This is a genomic window from Caballeronia sp. SL1002, assembly GCF_057814995.1.
Genome location: NZ_JBYMUW010000003.1, coordinates 765,927 through 780,787 on the forward strand (window position 1 = coordinate 765,927; position 14,861 = coordinate 780,787).

At 60.5% G+C, this 14,861-nt stretch carries 13 protein-coding genes and 1 pseudogene; 7 read left to right on the forward strand and 7 right to left on the reverse strand.

Annotated features, from left to right (window positions below):
* Nucleotides 1–110: 110 nt before the first annotated feature.
* Entirely contained in the window at nucleotides 111–1,010 is a 900-nt protein-coding gene (locus AC3D25_RS20890) for an oxidoreductase (RefSeq protein WP_488890335.1), read from the reverse strand.
* 65 nt (nucleotides 1,011–1,075) lie between these two features.
* A complete protein-coding gene (locus AC3D25_RS20895; RefSeq protein WP_488890336.1) occupies nucleotides 1,076–2,290 on the reverse strand; it encodes an MFS transporter in 1,215 nt (404 codons plus the stop codon).
* Between the two features lie 134 nt (nucleotides 2,291–2,424).
* Here AC3D25_RS20895 and AC3D25_RS20900 point away from each other — a divergent pair, with 134 nt between their 5' ends.
* Nucleotides 2,425–3,408, forward strand: coding sequence for a LysR substrate-binding domain-containing protein (locus AC3D25_RS20900; protein ID WP_488890337.1), 984 nt, complete (start codon nucleotides 2,425–2,427; stop codon nucleotides 3,406–3,408).
* Between the two features lie 261 nt (nucleotides 3,409–3,669).
* Here the strand turns inward: AC3D25_RS20900 and flhC are convergent, their stop codons facing one another.
* Together flhC and flhD are read right to left on the reverse strand one after the other, a co-directional pair.
* Nucleotides 3,670–4,278, reverse strand: a complete 609-nt coding sequence (gene flhC, locus AC3D25_RS20905) for a flagellar transcriptional regulator FlhC (protein ID WP_488890338.1) — start codon at nucleotides 4,276–4,278, stop codon at nucleotides 3,670–3,672.
* Between the two features lie 14 nt (nucleotides 4,279–4,292).
* Nucleotides 4,293–4,610, reverse strand: a complete 318-nt coding sequence (gene flhD / locus AC3D25_RS20910; protein WP_488886821.1) for a flagellar transcriptional regulator FlhD — start codon at nucleotides 4,608–4,610, stop codon at nucleotides 4,293–4,295.
* A 528-nt stretch (nucleotides 4,611–5,138) separates the two neighbouring features.
* Between flhD and AC3D25_RS20915 the strand changes: the two genes are divergently transcribed.
* The 3 genes and pseudogenes from AC3D25_RS20915 (at nucleotide 5,139) to AC3D25_RS20925 (ending at nucleotide 7,023) form a co-directional block, all read left to right on the forward strand.
* The gene (locus AC3D25_RS20915; protein WP_488890339.1) at nucleotides 5,139–6,539 is read left to right on the forward strand and encodes a glycosyl hydrolase; all 1,401 of its coding nucleotides are present in this window, start codon (nucleotides 5,139–5,141) and stop codon (nucleotides 6,537–6,539) included.
* Between the two features lie 27 nt (nucleotides 6,540–6,566).
* Nucleotides 6,567–6,722, forward strand: a pseudogene (tatA, locus tag AC3D25_RS20920) (Sec-independent protein translocase subunit TatA); the annotation flags it as partial.
* A 52-nt stretch (nucleotides 6,723–6,774) separates the two neighbouring features.
* A complete protein-coding gene (locus AC3D25_RS20925; RefSeq protein ID WP_488890340.1) occupies nucleotides 6,775–7,023 on the forward strand; it encodes a hypothetical protein in 249 nt (82 codons plus the stop codon).
* 1,024 nt (nucleotides 7,024–8,047) lie between these two features.
* Here the strand turns inward: AC3D25_RS20925 and AC3D25_RS20930 are convergent.
* Nucleotides 8,048–9,376 (reverse strand): NAD(P)/FAD-dependent oxidoreductase, encoded by a 1,329-nt coding sequence (locus AC3D25_RS20930; protein ID WP_488890499.1) that lies wholly within the window; start codon nucleotides 9,374–9,376, stop codon nucleotides 8,048–8,050.
* A gap of 494 nt (nucleotides 9,377–9,870) precedes the next feature.
* On the opposite strand from AC3D25_RS20930, the gene AC3D25_RS20935 reads away from it, so the two are divergent.
* Together AC3D25_RS20935 and AC3D25_RS20940 are read left to right on the forward strand one after the other, a co-directional pair.
* Nucleotides 9,871–11,169, forward strand: coding sequence for an MFS transporter (locus AC3D25_RS20935; RefSeq protein WP_488890341.1), 1,299 nt, complete (start codon nucleotides 9,871–9,873; stop codon nucleotides 11,167–11,169).
* Nucleotides 11,170–11,214: 45 nt separating this feature from the next.
* Nucleotides 11,215–11,997: a substrate-binding domain-containing protein gene (locus AC3D25_RS20940; RefSeq protein WP_488890342.1), complete on the forward strand. Its 783-nt coding sequence runs from the start codon at nucleotides 11,215–11,217 to the stop codon at nucleotides 11,995–11,997.
* Nucleotides 11,998–12,011: 14 nt separating this feature from the next.
* Here AC3D25_RS20940 and dctA read toward each other — a convergent pair whose 3' ends face one another.
* Complete coding sequence (dctA, locus tag AC3D25_RS20945) at nucleotides 12,012–13,313, reverse strand: C4-dicarboxylate transporter DctA (RefSeq protein ID WP_488890343.1); 1,302 nt, start codon at nucleotides 13,311–13,313, stop codon at nucleotides 12,012–12,014.
* Nucleotides 13,310–14,239, reverse strand: coding sequence for a LysR family transcriptional regulator (locus AC3D25_RS20950; RefSeq protein WP_488890344.1), 930 nt, complete (start codon nucleotides 14,237–14,239; stop codon nucleotides 13,310–13,312). Before AC3D25_RS20950 ends, dctA begins: the two co-directional genes overlap by 4 nt.
* Nucleotides 14,240–14,397: 158 nt before the next feature.
* On the opposite strand from AC3D25_RS20950, the gene AC3D25_RS20955 reads away from it, so the two are divergent.
* The gene (locus AC3D25_RS20955) at nucleotides 14,398–14,835 is read left to right on the forward strand and encodes a MarR family winged helix-turn-helix transcriptional regulator (protein ID WP_488890345.1); all 438 of its coding nucleotides are present in this window, start codon (nucleotides 14,398–14,400) and stop codon (nucleotides 14,833–14,835) included.
* Nucleotides 14,836–14,861: the final 26 nt, after the last annotated feature.

Sequence of the window (14,861 nt, forward strand, 5' to 3'; positions counted from 1 at the left end):
TGTGCTCGCCTAGTTGCAAGCCACGAGGTTCGAACGGTTAGAGATGCGCGTGATCTTCGGCTTTTGACTTCAGTCGGGCCGCGACCGCCCCGAAAACATCGGCGCCATGCTTAGCCTGGTCCGTCGCTCGCGGCCGCCAGGAGCGGCACGACGAAATCGCTGATCGGTGTCGGGATACCATGCGCGCGACCGCGTCGCTGTACGACACCGTTCCGGCTGTCCCATTCGAGAACGCGGCCGGCTTGCCGGTCGGCGAGAATCGATGTGCCGAGATCGGCCGGGTAGCGACGGAATGCATCGACGATTTCTTGCGGGACTTCGTCGCTCAGCGTCGCACCCTCCGCGCGAGCCACCGCGATACATTCCTGCAAGTAGGCCAGGGCCAACCCGGCCACGTCTGTCCGGGCGAACATGCCAGCGCGGCGGCCCGTTAAAACCATCAAACCCGCGACCGCGTTCTGTAGCAGCTTTCGCCACGCGACGGACGTGAAGTCCGCCGCTACATCGACCGCACATCGCGTGCCGCTCAAAGCCGCGAGGACCACGCCGGCCTCCGGCGTGTCGGGCAAGGTGATGCGCGCCTGGCCTCGTAACCATACCGAGGCGTCGGATTCGCGTTGCGCGGGAAACCACACCACCGAGGGCAGCACCGGATTCCCGGACACGTAGGGCGCAAGAAGTGCCTTCTGTTCGATGCCGTTCTGCAACACGCAGACTACGGTCTTCTCTCCACACAATGCAGAAAGCCACGGTGCAGCCGCTTCCACCTGTGTCGACTTGACCGCGAGAAACACCAGTTCGAACGCGCTCTCGACCTTGGCTGGATCGATGCGTACAGGCCCCGGAACGACGACACGACCGCCGTCGTAGCGTAACTTCAATCGTTCGTGTGGCGTGCGCCCGAAGATCGCCGGCGTGCGTCCGGCTTCATGGAGCGCCGCCGCCACGGTCGTGCCGATTGCTCCCGGACCTAGAAGCGCGACAGTTGGTTTTTCGGGCATGGTGTTCATCGTTTTTTCCAGATTTTCCAGCCGTCATCAAATTGCGGCAAGATGAGGCGCGCGCATTTCGCAGGCTACGTCGCGCTCAGATGAGGGCGAAGCGCAAGCACCAGCGGAAAGATGACCAGCGCCGTCGCCGCGGTCGCTATCGTGGCGCCTTGTACGCCGATCCAGTCTCCCAGGAAACCATAGGCAACCGGAGCGAGCGCTCCCGAAGCGATGGTCCCGGTATAAAAGAGCGCAAACGCTCGCTCGGTACGATCCACCGGGGCGAGTTCGGGCACGGTCCCATAGAGTACGGACGACGTGCCGTTGAGCATCACGCCAAGCAGCGGCAACACGATCATGGCGGGTGTTAGTGGAAGGAAAAGCACCGCAAGAATCAACGCGGCCGTCCCGCCTTCCGTTGCAAGCACGGTGCCGCTCACGCCCACGCGCGCGCCAAGCCATCCGCAAACGAATTTGCCGGCCGCGCCACCCATGAAAACGAGCGCGAGCGCCGTTCCCATCATGGGTTGCGAAATGCCTTTCGCTTTCAATAGAAATGGCAGGAAGGTCAACAGCCCCATTCGCACGGCGGTGTCGAGCACGCCGATCGAAAACAGCACCGAAAAGCCGGAGCGCGAACCCTGGCCGCCTTCATTGGGCGCTTCCTCTGCGGAAGCCCCGGCTTTCGGTATCGACGGGAGAAAAAGTGCGATCATCGTCGCGACCAGGATGCCGATTGTCGACACGGCCCATAGCGCGTGGCGCCACGGCATGACGGTGACAAGCAGCGAGATCGCGGCCGGAAGCGCGGATTTTCCGAGGTCGCCCGCAAAGTTGTAGACGCTGAGGGGTCCGCGCGCATTGCGCCCGTAGACACGGGAGATTGCGCCGGATGCCAGTGGATGTTGCGTGCTGGAGCCGCTTCCCGAGATGGCGAGCGCGATGCACAAGCCCACTAGGGTTCCAGACGCGCCGGCAGCGGCGTAACCGATCGCTGCCAGCAAGGTGCCGAGCGCGAGCGTAGCGCGCGTGCCCAGTACGCGCGCGAGCCGCCCGGCGGGCAATTGAAGGGACGCCATCGTGCCCGCGTAGACGCCGCGCAAAACTGCCAGGGCGCCGTAACTCAGGCCAAAGTCTGTCTGCCACAACGGGAGCAGGGCATAGATCATGTCGGTGTAGCCGTCGTGCAGTGCGTGCGCCGTGCATGAAAGCCACAAGATACGTGTGCGCGAAACGGAAAGCGATGGACCCGGTTTGTCTGACAGCCCGGTCACCGAAGAGGAAAAGGAAAAAAGTCGCATGGTTTGATCGCCTCGCCGTAACGCACGCCCCGGCGAAAGTTCGAAAGCGCCTTACAGGAAACCGTTAGTCTAGGTTCAGACATAACGCGCCACCACTGAAGTAAAATTGAGTCAGACGGGAGAAAAAATCACGTATGGCTACGAACAAGCGCGCTGGCACGGATGCAGACAAGCTGCCCCCACTCAATGCGTTGCGGCACTTCGAGGCGGTCGCGCGCCTGGGGAGCTTCGCGGCTGCGGCCGTCGATCTGCACGTCACGCATTGGGCAGTTGGCAAACAAATCCGTCTGCTGGAGAACTGGTTTGGCGTTCCGCTTTTCGAGCGTCGTCCGCGTGGCGTCGTTCTGACTGACGAAGGCGCGGCGCTGCTCAACGATGTGAAGGGTGCTTTTGCGCGTCTTTCCACTTCGGTCACGCGACTGCGGCAGGAATCCGGCACGCGTCGTATTTCGGGCGTGGTGCGCGTCAATGCGCTGGCGAGCTTTGCGTTGTGCTGGCTGATACCGCGTCTTGCTGATTTCCAGGCGCGCTATCCCGACATCGACGTGCGGCTTTCGACGACCTCACGCAAATTGCGCTACGTCGGCGATGCTTTCGATATCGGTATTCGTTCGGGATCCGAGGACGCAGCAGGCCTGATATCGACGACGCTCATGCCCGATTTGCGTCTGCCCGCTTGCAGTCCCATCGTGCTTCAGAGTCACCCGATCAGAACCGTCGCCGATCTGCGAAATCACACGCTGCTTCATTCGACGAGCACACGCACAGCCTGGTCCGACTGGCTGCGGGAGGCCGGGGGACCCGGCTTGCAGGGAGTCCGACATCTAGACTTCGACCATGTCTATCTTCAACTGAGCGCAGCGGCCGAGGGCCTTGGCGTGACATTAGCGTCGCTGCCGCTCATCGAGCGTGAGATCGCGACCGGGCGGCTCGTAGTTCCGATATCGGAGCCGGCATGGCGCGGACCCGATTACACGCTGGTCGTCAACGCGGATCGCGCGGAGGAGGATGCTGTTGTTGCTTTCAGGGAGTGGATTATTTCCAGGGCGACGCAGAGTTTGGAGATTCCTGGTCGATCTGAATTGTCCCGGAAGGGTTCGGCGCGCAAAAAGCGATAGCAGCACTAGCGCGACTTTCGCTCGATGTACGGGGCGCGGGTGAGGCGGGATCTGGCACGCCCATCGCAGGCTTGCGGAGGTCGCCGCGCTAGGCGACTTCGACGGTTATTTCCGGGAGTACGTGCCGTTTCGCGACGCAGAACTGCGAGCCGGATTCGTCCGTATCGCGACGCGCAGCAGATTTGACGAACAAAGCTGTCGCCTGCATCGTATTCAGCTACGTAAAGATTGGGCCTTGAGTGGCTTAAGATCTCGGCGCGCCTACGCAGCGAGCTCGACCACCGGATACAGTGTCGTCGCGTCGTCCTGCGCATCCTTTTCCGCCGCCGCCAGCGCCGCTTCGCGCGCGGCGGCTGCCTTCTTGGTTTTGCCTGCCCGCGAAGGCGGCTGGCACGCGCCGCACACCACGTTGTTCTGCAAGTCGTGCTTGTGCGCGACGAACTTGCCCGTGCAACGGCAGCACGGCGTCATCTGCAGCATGCCGGCATCGAAGAAACGGACCAATGTCCACGCGCGCGTCAGATCGAGTACCGGCTCGACTTCGCTGTGCGTGCAATGTTCGAGATACAGCCGATAGCCCTTGGTCAACGCATCGAGGTGCGAGCAGCCCGCCTCTTTCTTCAAGAACACATACGTGTTGTAAAACAACGATGCGTGGATATTGGCCATCCACGTCATATACCAGTCGGCCGAGAACGGCAGCATGCCCTTCGGCGGCGACATGCCTTTCACTTCACGATAAATCCGGATCATCCGGTCGCGCGAGAGCGTCAATTCGCTTTCGAGCACCTGCATGCGCGCGCCCAGCTCGATCAGGGCGATCGCGCGAAACACTTCTTGTGCGTCTTCGGTCAGGCTTTTCTTCAACATGGCGTGCTCCCGATTTAAGCGAATTGTTCGGCTTGACGGCCGGCCAGCAGGATCGCGGCGTGGGTCGGCGCGATGTCCGCGTGCTTCGCCGGCTGCGTGAGCGCGCAGAGCATCGAGTGGTCGTTAAAGCGGAAGAAGCACAACAGTTGATCGGAGGCGGCGAGCTTCACGACCTGAGCGAGCGTCAGGCCCGAGAGCAAGTCGGCGAGTTCGGCCGACAAACCGAGCCGGAACATGCCGATGGCGCGGTCTTCGCGCAGCACGCGCTGCGCCAACATCAGATACGACAGATTGATTTCGCGGATGGAGTCCAGCGTTTCACGACCGTTCATGTTCCAGCGTTTCCAGATAAATCCCCGAACGTTGACGGCATTTTTTGCCGGTTATCTCTTATGCGTTCGCCGATGCCTCTCAGAGCATGGGAGTTGTTACGCGAAAGTATTACGCTGCGTTACATCTCGAAATGGATTCTAAGGAGTCCCATTGGACAGATCAATACGGAAAAGCGCTTTTTTTCACTGTTTGGTTAACGCCACGGTAAAGAATGCCGTTTCGGTAACAAGCGCCGAACGACCGTCCTATAAGGCCGGGGCGGAAAGAGACGAACGTCCTGGATACGGTAAAAAAATCTATCGCAGCGAAAGACCCTACAGGAACCAGGGATGATCGATCCGTAATTTTTGCTCATTAGCCAAACGTTTGCCCGTAATACTTGGAAAGAATCGGCAAATGATCCTGCTCATACCATAGGTATAAAGGAAAATTTTTTTACTTTCATTTTTTCCGATTCAAACGGGTCGATCGGTAGGAATGCTACGCATATACTTCGGGCTTCCAAGTAATTACGTAACTTCTACTCCATGACCGCCCGCAAACGTTTCGCTCTCAAGCAAATTGTACCGACTCTCGCTTCCGACCTGACCGCGGGCGATGTCGCCCCCCGGCGCCACTTCCTCGGCGCCCTCGCCGCCGGCGCGGGCTCGATCGCGCTGGCCGCCTGCGGCGGCGGCAGCGAAGCCGATGCGCTCTCGGCCAGCGCCGATGCAGCCACCGCCAAAGCCAGCAAAACCGCGTCGGCAGACGGCACGGCGATCCCGCCGGCGGCCTCCATTACCGATGCGAGCGGCGCGGTCTGGACCGTGGTCGGCGGCGTGGTCTACAAGAACGGCGCGAAAGCGGGCAGCACCCACAGCGTGACGCTGCTGCTGTGGATGAACAGCAAAATTTATCAGGAAGGCACCAACAGCCAGTTCTACTACTGGACCGGCAGCACCTGGACCAAGTGTACGGACCCGCGAAAGGCAGTGGCCGCCACGTCGTCCTCGAGCGCCAAGAAGATTTTTTACGGCATGAACGGCCACATGGCCTACAACAGCGGCATCTACAACACGACGCCGGTCGCCACCCAACTCGCGATGCTGCAAGACCTGGGCGTCACCAACTACCGTTGCGACGTGGCCAGCGACGGCATGTCGCAAGTGCTCGCCGATGCGCTGAACGGCCCGTTCAAGAACAGCGGCGTCGCGATCATGCCGGTGCTCAACCCGCGCTCGGCGCACTGGGACCCGACCAGCTCGGAATCGGCTGCTTACACGCTCGGCTACAACCTCGCGGTGAACTGCACGAAGGTGCTTAAAGGTCTTGTCACGCACATCGAATGCGGTAACGAACTCGATACGGTCGGCTTGAAGATCGCCGGCAACGGCAGCCAGACGACCGACTGGAGCCCGGCGCTGTGGCCGTCGTTTCGCGGCGTGATTCGCGGCATGATCGACGGGGTGAAGGCGATCGATCCGACCATCAAGGTTGGTGTGAACGTGGGCATTCCGCTCGCTTATCGCGCCCAGCAGATGCTGTGGAACGGCATTACGCCCAACGGCACGTCGGCGGGTGCGTCGGGCGCGGCGCTGGTGCGCTGGGATTACACGACGTGCCACTGGTACAAGAGCTACTACAACATCGAAGGGGCGGGCCCGACGGGCAGCATCAACGTGCTGCAGATTCTGAAGGACTCGTTCGGCGTGCCGATCTGGATCACGGAATTCGGCTGGTCGGGCTCGCAAGACACGCCCGACACGGGCGCGGCGTATCTCACCAAAGCGCTCACGCAGTATCACTCGATCAAGGACAAGTACGACGTCGAATCGATCATGATGTATTGCATCATCGACAAAGCCTACGGCTTGATCCAGGCCGACGGCAAGACCAAGAACCCGGCCTACGCCGCGTACAAGAGCTTCGTCGCCGCTAACCCGGTTTGAGTTTTAATTTTTAGAGAGAGACACGTGATGGGTTCATTGAGTATCGGACATTGGTTGATCGTGCTGCTGGCCGTGGCGTTGATCTTCGGCACCAAGAAGCTGCGCAATATCGGCGGCGATCTGGGCGGCGCGCTTAGCGCGTTCAAGGCGGGCGTGAAGGACACGGACGTCCCTCAGGCCAAGTAGGAAGCTGGCATACGCGGCTGCTCCGTCCCGATCATTACACATTGGCGCCATGGAAGCTCGACAAATCAACTATCGCGGGTTCACTGTCACTTCCATCGTAGGAACGAATGGCGAAGGCAAGCCAATTTCAATCGCGATGATAACCACGCCTGACGGACGGACACAGATTTCTCCTTTGCTCGGTGTGTTCACGGATCGCGAAAGCGCCTTCGAGGCGGCTAGTGATTACGGTATCGAACTTGTTATCACTCTGATAGCCGAGCAGCCGCACGGGTCGGTCAACCCAAGTCGGGATTGAACGGATGTGCGGGCGACTTTAGCGGTTTGGCATCTTTAAAGCACGGAAAATGCCGCCGCGCGCTGACCTTTAGTTTCGACTGCATCCACGGTGCTAACACGGCGTGTCGAACTTCGTTGGACGACGTCCGAAAACGCGCCCTTCGACATACCTCGAAGTGCAGATCATCGTTCGCTCTTTAGCAAACCGGAGTCTTACCGCTAGCGGCAATGCCCGCGATTCTCATCCCGGCGCATAAGCAAGCGGATTAGGTCTACGCCCAATGAGTCCGACAATCTCACCACTTTTGGCGTTGGACTAACTCGGTGCCCAGCGACATGGCTTAGCAGAAAGTTTCCTATCCTAATTGTTCATCTTCACTAAAGACGTTCATCCTCGATGAAGTGCAGATGTGAGCCCGGAAAAGATCTCAACGAGCTCCATTTAAAAATGGCCCACGAAGACGTTTTACTCTCGATTCAGAGAAAATTGCAACTCACGCTGGCTGGGCGTTGGCAGTGAGCCGCGTTTCGCTCCGCGCGCTAAAGGGGCGCCTCGGCAGCGTTGTTCCCACGGTATGCAAAAGTGCTTGAGGCAGAACTTCGCGACCCGCCCGAACCCAACGGGATCTGGCTGGTACGGCCAGAAGGATATGTCGCGGCGGTCGCAAGACATGACGACATCCTGACGATCGAGAGCAGTCTCGCGGCTTTTGTGAGGTAATCGAAGGTCCGTAATCCACGAGCTGACCTCGACCTCTTGTCTCAACCGGCCGCTTTTGAAGTGCAAACAACAGTCCAGTGTCCAAGTGAGCGGACCAGCGTGCGGCTGTTCATGGCCGTTCAGAGATGATGACGAACAAACGGCCTGGGTCGCCGTCGCCCGGACCATGGCCGTCGCGTCCAGACCCGTCTTCGTCATGCGAGGTCGATCAAGGTCTCCGGCCGTTTTTCGAAGTGCAACGGCCGTTATTCAAAACGTTGCATCGTGCTGGAGGTTCAATCGCCCAAGAGTGGCTGCCGCGATAGCCCGCCGCGACCTCGACTCACATCATTTCGGGGCTGCCCAGTTTCGTTCCGTCGGAAAAACGGGCCAGTCTGTAGGGTCTAAGGTCGAACTGCGGCGCCTCGTCCATGACCAAACGGCCCACAAGAAGGCCCGCGCCTGGCCCTAGTCCGAAGCCGTGTCCGCTGAAGCCGGATGCGATCACGAGACCGGGTTTCGCATCGACCTTCGAGATGACGGGAACGAGGTCCGGCGTCGTGTCGATCGCGCCCGCCCATGCGTGAGCGATTCGCAAGCCTGCGAGCTCGGGAAACACGCTGGCCACGTTGTGCAGAGCACGTCCGAGCCATTCGGTATCGGGCCGGGGATCCAGCACCCGCGTTTCTTCGAACGGCGAGGCGTCATCGTCGCGCCAGGTTGCGCGGGCTTCCGGTCCGTGGAAGAAGCTGGCGCCGACCCGAATCTTGAGTTTTTTCTTCAACTGGCTGCGGAACATGGCGCGGAACTTCACCGAGTGCCGCAGGTTCTGCGGCGCGAGTTCCACGCGTCCATAGCCGGGAACAGCGATGGTGTAGCCGCCGTCTAACCGTCTCCTCAGCGCGAAGTTAGGCCCGGAGAAACAGCCGTCGATGACCCCCGGCGCCTCAGCGGTTCGCAACGCCGTTCCGATCACGTTAATGCAGGGTAAATCGATGCCGTGGTGCTGGCATAACAAAGCGCTCCAGGCGCCTCCCGCGAGAACGACGGTGTCGGCCGCGATCCGGCCACGCTCCGTCCAAATGCCGGAGACACGCCCCGCACTTGTGTCGAGACTTCGTACGGCGCAGTTCTGATACACCATCGCGCCGAGGCTTTGCGCGCCGCGAGCAATTGCAGGCGCAGCTTTCGAGGGCTCGGCGCGGCCATCCGTCGCCGACCACAGCCCTCCGGCCCACTTCGCACGTCCGGACGGAATGCGCGCGGCCAGCTCGCGCGCACTTAGGATCTCGCTGTTAAAGCCAACTTCCCGGGCGCGGGCGAGCCACGATTCCCATTGCGCGATGTCGGATTGGCGCTCCGTGCCGTACAGGATGCCCGCCTTACGAAAACCGATGTCCTCGCCCAGTTCCTCGCTTAACTCGCTCCAGCGTTTGAGGCTCTGCATCGCGAGGGGTAGTTCGTAGAGGTCGCGATTCTGCTGGCGAACCCAGCCCCAATTGCGCCCCGACTGCTCGCAGCCGATGACGCCCTTTTCGAGGAGAGCCACCTGGACCCCGCGTCGCGCCAGTTCATACGCGGTGCTGACGCCGATAATGCCGCCGCCAATTATCGCGACATCGCATCGCTGGGGGAAACCTTCGCTATCGGTAACCTCGTCAATCTTCAGCATTTCATACCCGTTTGTAGCCGCTTCTAAATAGGTGACTGCAGTCACGACCGTCGGAAATGCGCTTTTAAAGCGCGATTTCGCCATCTGCAGATAGCCGCTTCGATTTTGGTATGTTCACCGCTTCGCTGATAGGACGATCCTGTTGGACCCGAAAGGGAAACAGCGCTCAATCCGCCAAGCGCTGAGAGAATCTTGAATTGCGATCCTGCGGACTGGTGCCGAAACCGGGTTTTTGCTTGGCCACATCCTTACACTCTTGCTTCCTGGTTCGCAGGCGGGCAAGGCAGGATGTGCGAGCGGCGGCAGAGCGCAACATGGACACCGTACCCCCGACTCTCAATGCCGGTTCGTGGCTAGGCGCTTCGCTGACTGATAACCAGCGGACATCAATCGTTCCATAAATAGCACTTATCATGGCGCGCCGTTCGAGCGAGTATCCGACAAATAACAATCCGCCCGAACATCACAAGTTCAAAATTTCAGGAGACACCCCCATGCATTCCTCCTCAAGCATCCCGCCCCCCGGACAATCGAAGACGTCCGCCGTATTACGCGTGACGGCGGGCAATTTCCTGGAGCAGTTCGACTTCTTCTTGTTCGGCTTCTATGCAACGCAGATCGCCGCTGTTTTTTTCCCGGCAGCGAGCGAGTTCGCGTCGCTGATGATGACGTTCGCCGTTTTCGGCGCAGGCTTCCTCATGCGGCCGCTCGGTGCGATCATCCTCGGTGCGTACATCGACGATGTCGGACGCCGCAAGGGCCTGATCGTCACACTGTCGATCATGGCGAGCGGCACCATCCTGATCGCGTTCGTGCCCGGCTATGCGACGATCGGACTCTTCGCCCCGGCGCTTGTTCTTCTCGGTCGTCTGCTGCAGGGCTTCTCGGCGGGCGCTGAACTCGGCGGGGTATCGGTGTATCTCGCTGAAATGGCGACGCCGGGCCGCAAGGGCTTCTTCACGAGTTGGCAGTCGGCAAGCCAGCAAGTGGCTATCGTCATCGCAGCCGCGCTCGGCTTCGTGCTCAATCAGTGGCTCGACACGGCGACGATTGCCGCGTGGGGATGGCGCGTGCCGTTCTTTGTCGGCTGCATGATCGTGCCTTTTATTTTCATCCTGCGGCGCAATCTCCAGGAAACGGAAGAATTCAAACAGCGCCAGCATCGCCCGAGCATGAAAGAAGGCTTTACGACGCTCGTGGAGAACTGGAATGTCGTGGTCGCGGGCGTGCTGCTGGTTGCGATGACCACCACAAGCTTCTATCTGATCACGGTGTATGCGCCAACCTTCGGCAAGACGGTCCTGCATCTGAGCACTGCCGATAGCCTGCTCGTGACGCTGTGCGTAGGGATCTCCAACTTCATCTGGCTGCCGATCGGCGGCGCGCTGTCGGACCGGATCGGGCGCCGTCCGCTCCTCCTCGGGATGACGATCCTGGCGATTGCCACCGCGTACCCCGCGCTTTCCTTGCTGGCTCACGCGCCGAGTTTTATCAACATGCTGCTTGTGCTGCTCTGGCTTTCGTTCATGTACGGGATGTACAACGGCGCGATGGTTGCCGCACTCACCGAGGTGATGCCAGTCGAGGTGCGCGTAGCCGGGTTTTCCCTCGCCTACAGCCTCGCGACGGCGGTCTTCGGCGGTTTCACGCCCGTTATCTCGACCGCGCTCATTCATATCACGGGTGACAAAGCCGCGCCAGGCTACTGGATGAGCTTCGCTGCGCTGTGCGGCCTTTGTGCCACGCTCGCACTGTATCGGCGCCGTCGCATACCGCTGCATGCGGCTTCCTGAAGCATCGCTTCGCTCCTCGAACTTAAGCCTGACGCTCTAACGACCATGAAATCCATTTTCCTTGAACTCTGCACCGCAACGCTGCTAGGCACCTGCGCCGCTGTGACGAATGTGCAGGCCGCAGATCTGCATGTGATGAGTTCCGGCGGCTTTACCGCTGCCTACAAGCTGCTGGGCCCGAAGTTCGCGGCGTCCACCGGCAATACGCTCGATACCGCGCTAGGCCCGTCGATGGGCAAGTCGCCGGAGGCCATTCCGAACCGTCTTCAGCGCGGCGAGCCTGCCGACGTGGTGATCATGGTCGGCTACGCACTCGACGACCTGATCAAGCAGGGCAAGGTGATCCCCGATTCACGCGTCGAACTCGCGGATTCTCGCATCGGCATGGTCGTGCGAGACGGCGCGCCGACGCCCGACATCGGGTCCGAGGCGGCGCTCAAGGAAACCTTGCTGCATGCGCGATCGATCGCGTATTCGGACAGCGCGAGCGGCCTCTATATCGAGCGCGAGTTGTTCAAGCGGCTTGGCATCGAGGATCAGGTGAAGGCCAAGGCGAAGATGATCCCGAAGATTCCGGTGGCGTCCGTGGTCGCGACGGGCGACTACGAAGTGGGCTTCCAGCAGGTGAGCGAATTGCTTCCGGTGAAGGGCGCGGCGTACGTCGGCAAGATTCCGGAATCGATGCAGTCCGTTACGCGCTTCGCGGCGGGAATACCGGTCGGCGCGCAGCATCCGAAGGAAGCGAAAGGGCTGCTCGACTATCTCTCCTCGCCTGCCGTGCAGCCTGAAGTGAGATCGACCGGGCTCGATTCCGTCGCCGCGCATTGAGATAAACACAATCTTCAGCCCGGCAGGTCGGCGGGCCGATCGAAAGCGTCCTCGCGCTCATGCGCGAGGCTCAATGCTTCTTCAAGGCGCGCCCGGTCGCAGGCGCGCTCCCACATCGATACGAAGATCACCGCGCACGCGTTGCTGATTACGCTCGTCAGGGCGCGCGCCTCGGACATGAAACGATCGATGCCGACCAGCAGGGCAACGCCCGCAACCGGCAGATCGGGAATGACGGCTAGCGTCGCGACGAGCGCAACCAGTCCGCTGCCCGATACGCCCGCCGCGCCCTTTGACGTGAGCAACATGACCGCGAGCATCGTCGCGATCTGGCCGCCGGAGAGGTGTACGTCGCATGCTTGAGCGATGAACATCGAGGCGAGCGTCAGGTAGATCGCCGTGCCGTCCAGATTGAAGGAATAGCCAGCGGGCAGCACGAGTCCCACGATGCCTTTGTCGCAGCCAAGCGCTTCGAGCTTGACGATGAGGCGCGGCAGCACCGGTTCGGTCGACGACGTCGCCAGCACGATGACGAGTTCTTCGCGAATGTAGCGCAGCAGCCGCCAAAGCGAGAAACGATGCAGGCGTGCAAGTGGAGCGAGCAGGCAGACGATGAACAGCAAACACGCCGCATAGAACGACAGCATCAGCATGCCGAGCGAGCCAATCGAACGAATGCCGAAGCGGCCCACCGTGAACGCCATCCCACCGAATGCGCCCACGGGCGCGAGCCGCATGATCATCGCGAGGATGCGGAACAGCACGTGCGCGGTGCCGTCGATGAACTCCTCTACCCGCCGCCCGGCGCTTCGGTTCGCATTCAATGCGAAGCCAAACAGCAGGGCGAGCAGCAGAACCGGCAGCACCTCGCCTTTCTCGAAAGCACCGACGAGCGTCTCCGGAATCGCTTGCAGCGCGAATTCGACAAGTCCGTGCGACTGCGTGCGCGTCGAATACTGCGCGAGGATCGTTGCGTCCAGACGATGCGCGTCGATGTGCAGTCCCGCGCCCGGGCGGAGCGCGAAAGCGGTCGCGAGCCCCAGAACGAGCGCAGCAATGGTGAGACAGTAGAACAACGCCAGCGCCCTCAGGATGGTCCGGCCGATCTTCGAGCCGCTCGAAAGCGACGTGATACCGGTGACGATCGTGCAAAAAACGATGGGGGCAATCATCATGCGTACCAGCGCGACGAACGCATCGCTGAACGGCTTTAGCGACGCGCCGACCTGTGGCCAGAAATGGCCGACGGCCACGCCAAGCACCATGGCGAGCAGAACTTGGACGTAAAGCAGCCTGAACGCCCTTGGCAGTGTCATTTCGGGGTTTTCTTGGCCGCACTAGCCAAGCCGCTGCGCTTCGTGTCGAGGATGGTCTGATAAAAGTGTTGCGCGGCCGGCGTGAGCGGACGCCCCCGGCGCCGGAGGATCCCGACCCGTCTCGTCACGACCGGATCGACGAGCGGCACGCTGGTCAGAATCGGATGATCGCGCATGGGCATCGCCATTGAAGGCACGGCGGCCACGCCGAGTCCTGCTTCGACCAGGCCAAGCATGGTGGTGACATGGTGTGTCTCGCAGACGCTAGGCTTTCGTGGCGCCACGGCGGTCAACGCCTGATCGAGCAGCAGGCGGTTACCAGACGTCTTGTCGACGGATACATGTTCGTGCTCGTAAAGCTCGTTCCAGGTCACACGTTTTTTCTGAGCAAGGGGATGATCGCGGCGGCACGCAGCCACGTACCGTTCCTGCACCAGGACCTTGAACTCGACCTCGGTTTCCTGGGCGCCCACGAAGCTAACGCCGAAATCGGCTTCGCCGCTGATGACCGAGCCGAGCACTTCATTGGCGCTCGAGTCGAGCAACTTGACCCGGATCCGCGGATAGCGGCTGTGATAAGCGGCAATGACGCTCGGCAGGAAATAGTAGGCAACCGACGGCACGCATGCGATGGTCACGAGACCCAGGCGGCTGGTGGAGACGTCGCGGATGCCGAGCAACGCGACATCGAGGTCGTCGAGAAGTTGTTCTGCGCTCGGGGCGAACACGCGTCCAACGGTGGTGAGTTTCACGCTGCGCGTGGTCCGCTCGAAAAGCCGCACGCCGAGCGCCGCCTCGAGTTTCTCGATGCGGCGGCTGAGCGCCGGCTGCGAAATGTTGACTGCCACCGCCGCCTTGCGGAAGCTGCCTAACTCCACGACGGCTCGAAACGCCTGCAAATCGTTCAGGTCGAAATTGACGCCCACGAGCGATCCTCCGAATTTTTATGCGGCTATTTTGCATGATGTGGGCGAATGCGGCTCTTTTTGTGCACTGCGTGGACCTAGGTCGGCCTCGGCACAATTCAGACCTTGACAATATCTGACAAAGCAGATATTGTTATTTCTAACAACCGGGAGGCGATGTGGACCATTACACGGCAGAGACTTTTACGCTGACACAAAGTGTCGGTTTTGCCATCAACAAGGCGCGTAACGTTTTAGTGACGGAAATGGACGCCGCGCTCAAGGACCTGGAAATCACCAGCCAGCAGATGGGGATTCTTCTATCGATGCGGCGCGGCGTGGCTGCAACGCCATTCGAACTGTCCAAGCTGTTAGGCATCGATACGGGACTGATGACTCGAATGCTCGACAAGCTCGAGTCGAAGCAATTGCTGGAACGCTCGCGGAGCCTGGAAGATCGACGCGTCGTGAACCTTAAATTGACCGAGAAAGGTGAGGAGGTGGCGAACCTTCTGCCGGAAGTTGTGCCCGTGGTCTTGAATACGCGACTTAGGAAATTTACCAAAGCCGAGTTCCAGGAATTGCGTCGCCTGCTGTACAAGTTTCTTGAAGATTAAACGGCGCCGAGATTTTTTTGTCCATA

What these genes read in the sequence shown, in the direction of transcription:
- AC3D25_RS20925 (WP_488890340.1), top strand. Translation starts at nt 6,775, where the DNA reads ATGGAAGCTCGACAAATCAACTATCGCGGGTTCACTGTCACTTCCATC.
- AC3D25_RS20935 (WP_488890341.1), top strand. Translation starts at nt 9,871, where the DNA reads ATGCATTCCTCCTCAAGCATCCCGCCCCCCGGACAATCGAAGACGTCC.
- AC3D25_RS20890 (WP_488890335.1), bottom strand. Translation starts at nt 1,010, where the DNA reads ATGAACACCATGCCCGAAAAACCAACTGTCGCGCTTCTAGGTCCGGGA.
- AC3D25_RS20930 (WP_488890499.1), bottom strand. Translation starts at nt 9,376, where the DNA reads ATGCTGAAGATTGACGAGGTTACCGATAGCGAAGGTTTCCCCCAGCGA.
- flhD (WP_488886821.1), bottom strand. Translation starts at nt 4,610, where the DNA reads ATGAACGGTCGTGAAACGCTGGACTCCATCCGCGAAATCAATCTGTCG.
- flhC (WP_488890338.1), bottom strand. Translation starts at nt 4,278, where the DNA reads ATGTTGAAGAAAAGCCTGACCGAAGACGCACAAGAAGTGTTTCGCGCG.
- AC3D25_RS20900 (WP_488890337.1), top strand. Translation starts at nt 2,425, where the DNA reads ATGGCTACGAACAAGCGCGCTGGCACGGATGCAGACAAGCTGCCCCCA.
- AC3D25_RS20915 (WP_488890339.1), top strand. Translation starts at nt 5,139, where the DNA reads ATGACCGCCCGCAAACGTTTCGCTCTCAAGCAAATTGTACCGACTCTC.
- AC3D25_RS20940 (WP_488890342.1), top strand. Translation starts at nt 11,215, where the DNA reads ATGAAATCCATTTTCCTTGAACTCTGCACCGCAACGCTGCTAGGCACC.
- dctA (WP_488890343.1), bottom strand. Translation starts at nt 13,313, where the DNA reads ATGACACTGCCAAGGGCGTTCAGGCTGCTTTACGTCCAAGTTCTGCTC.
- AC3D25_RS20895 (WP_488890336.1), bottom strand. Translation starts at nt 2,290, where the DNA reads ATGCGACTTTTTTCCTTTTCCTCTTCGGTGACCGGGCTGTCAGACAAA.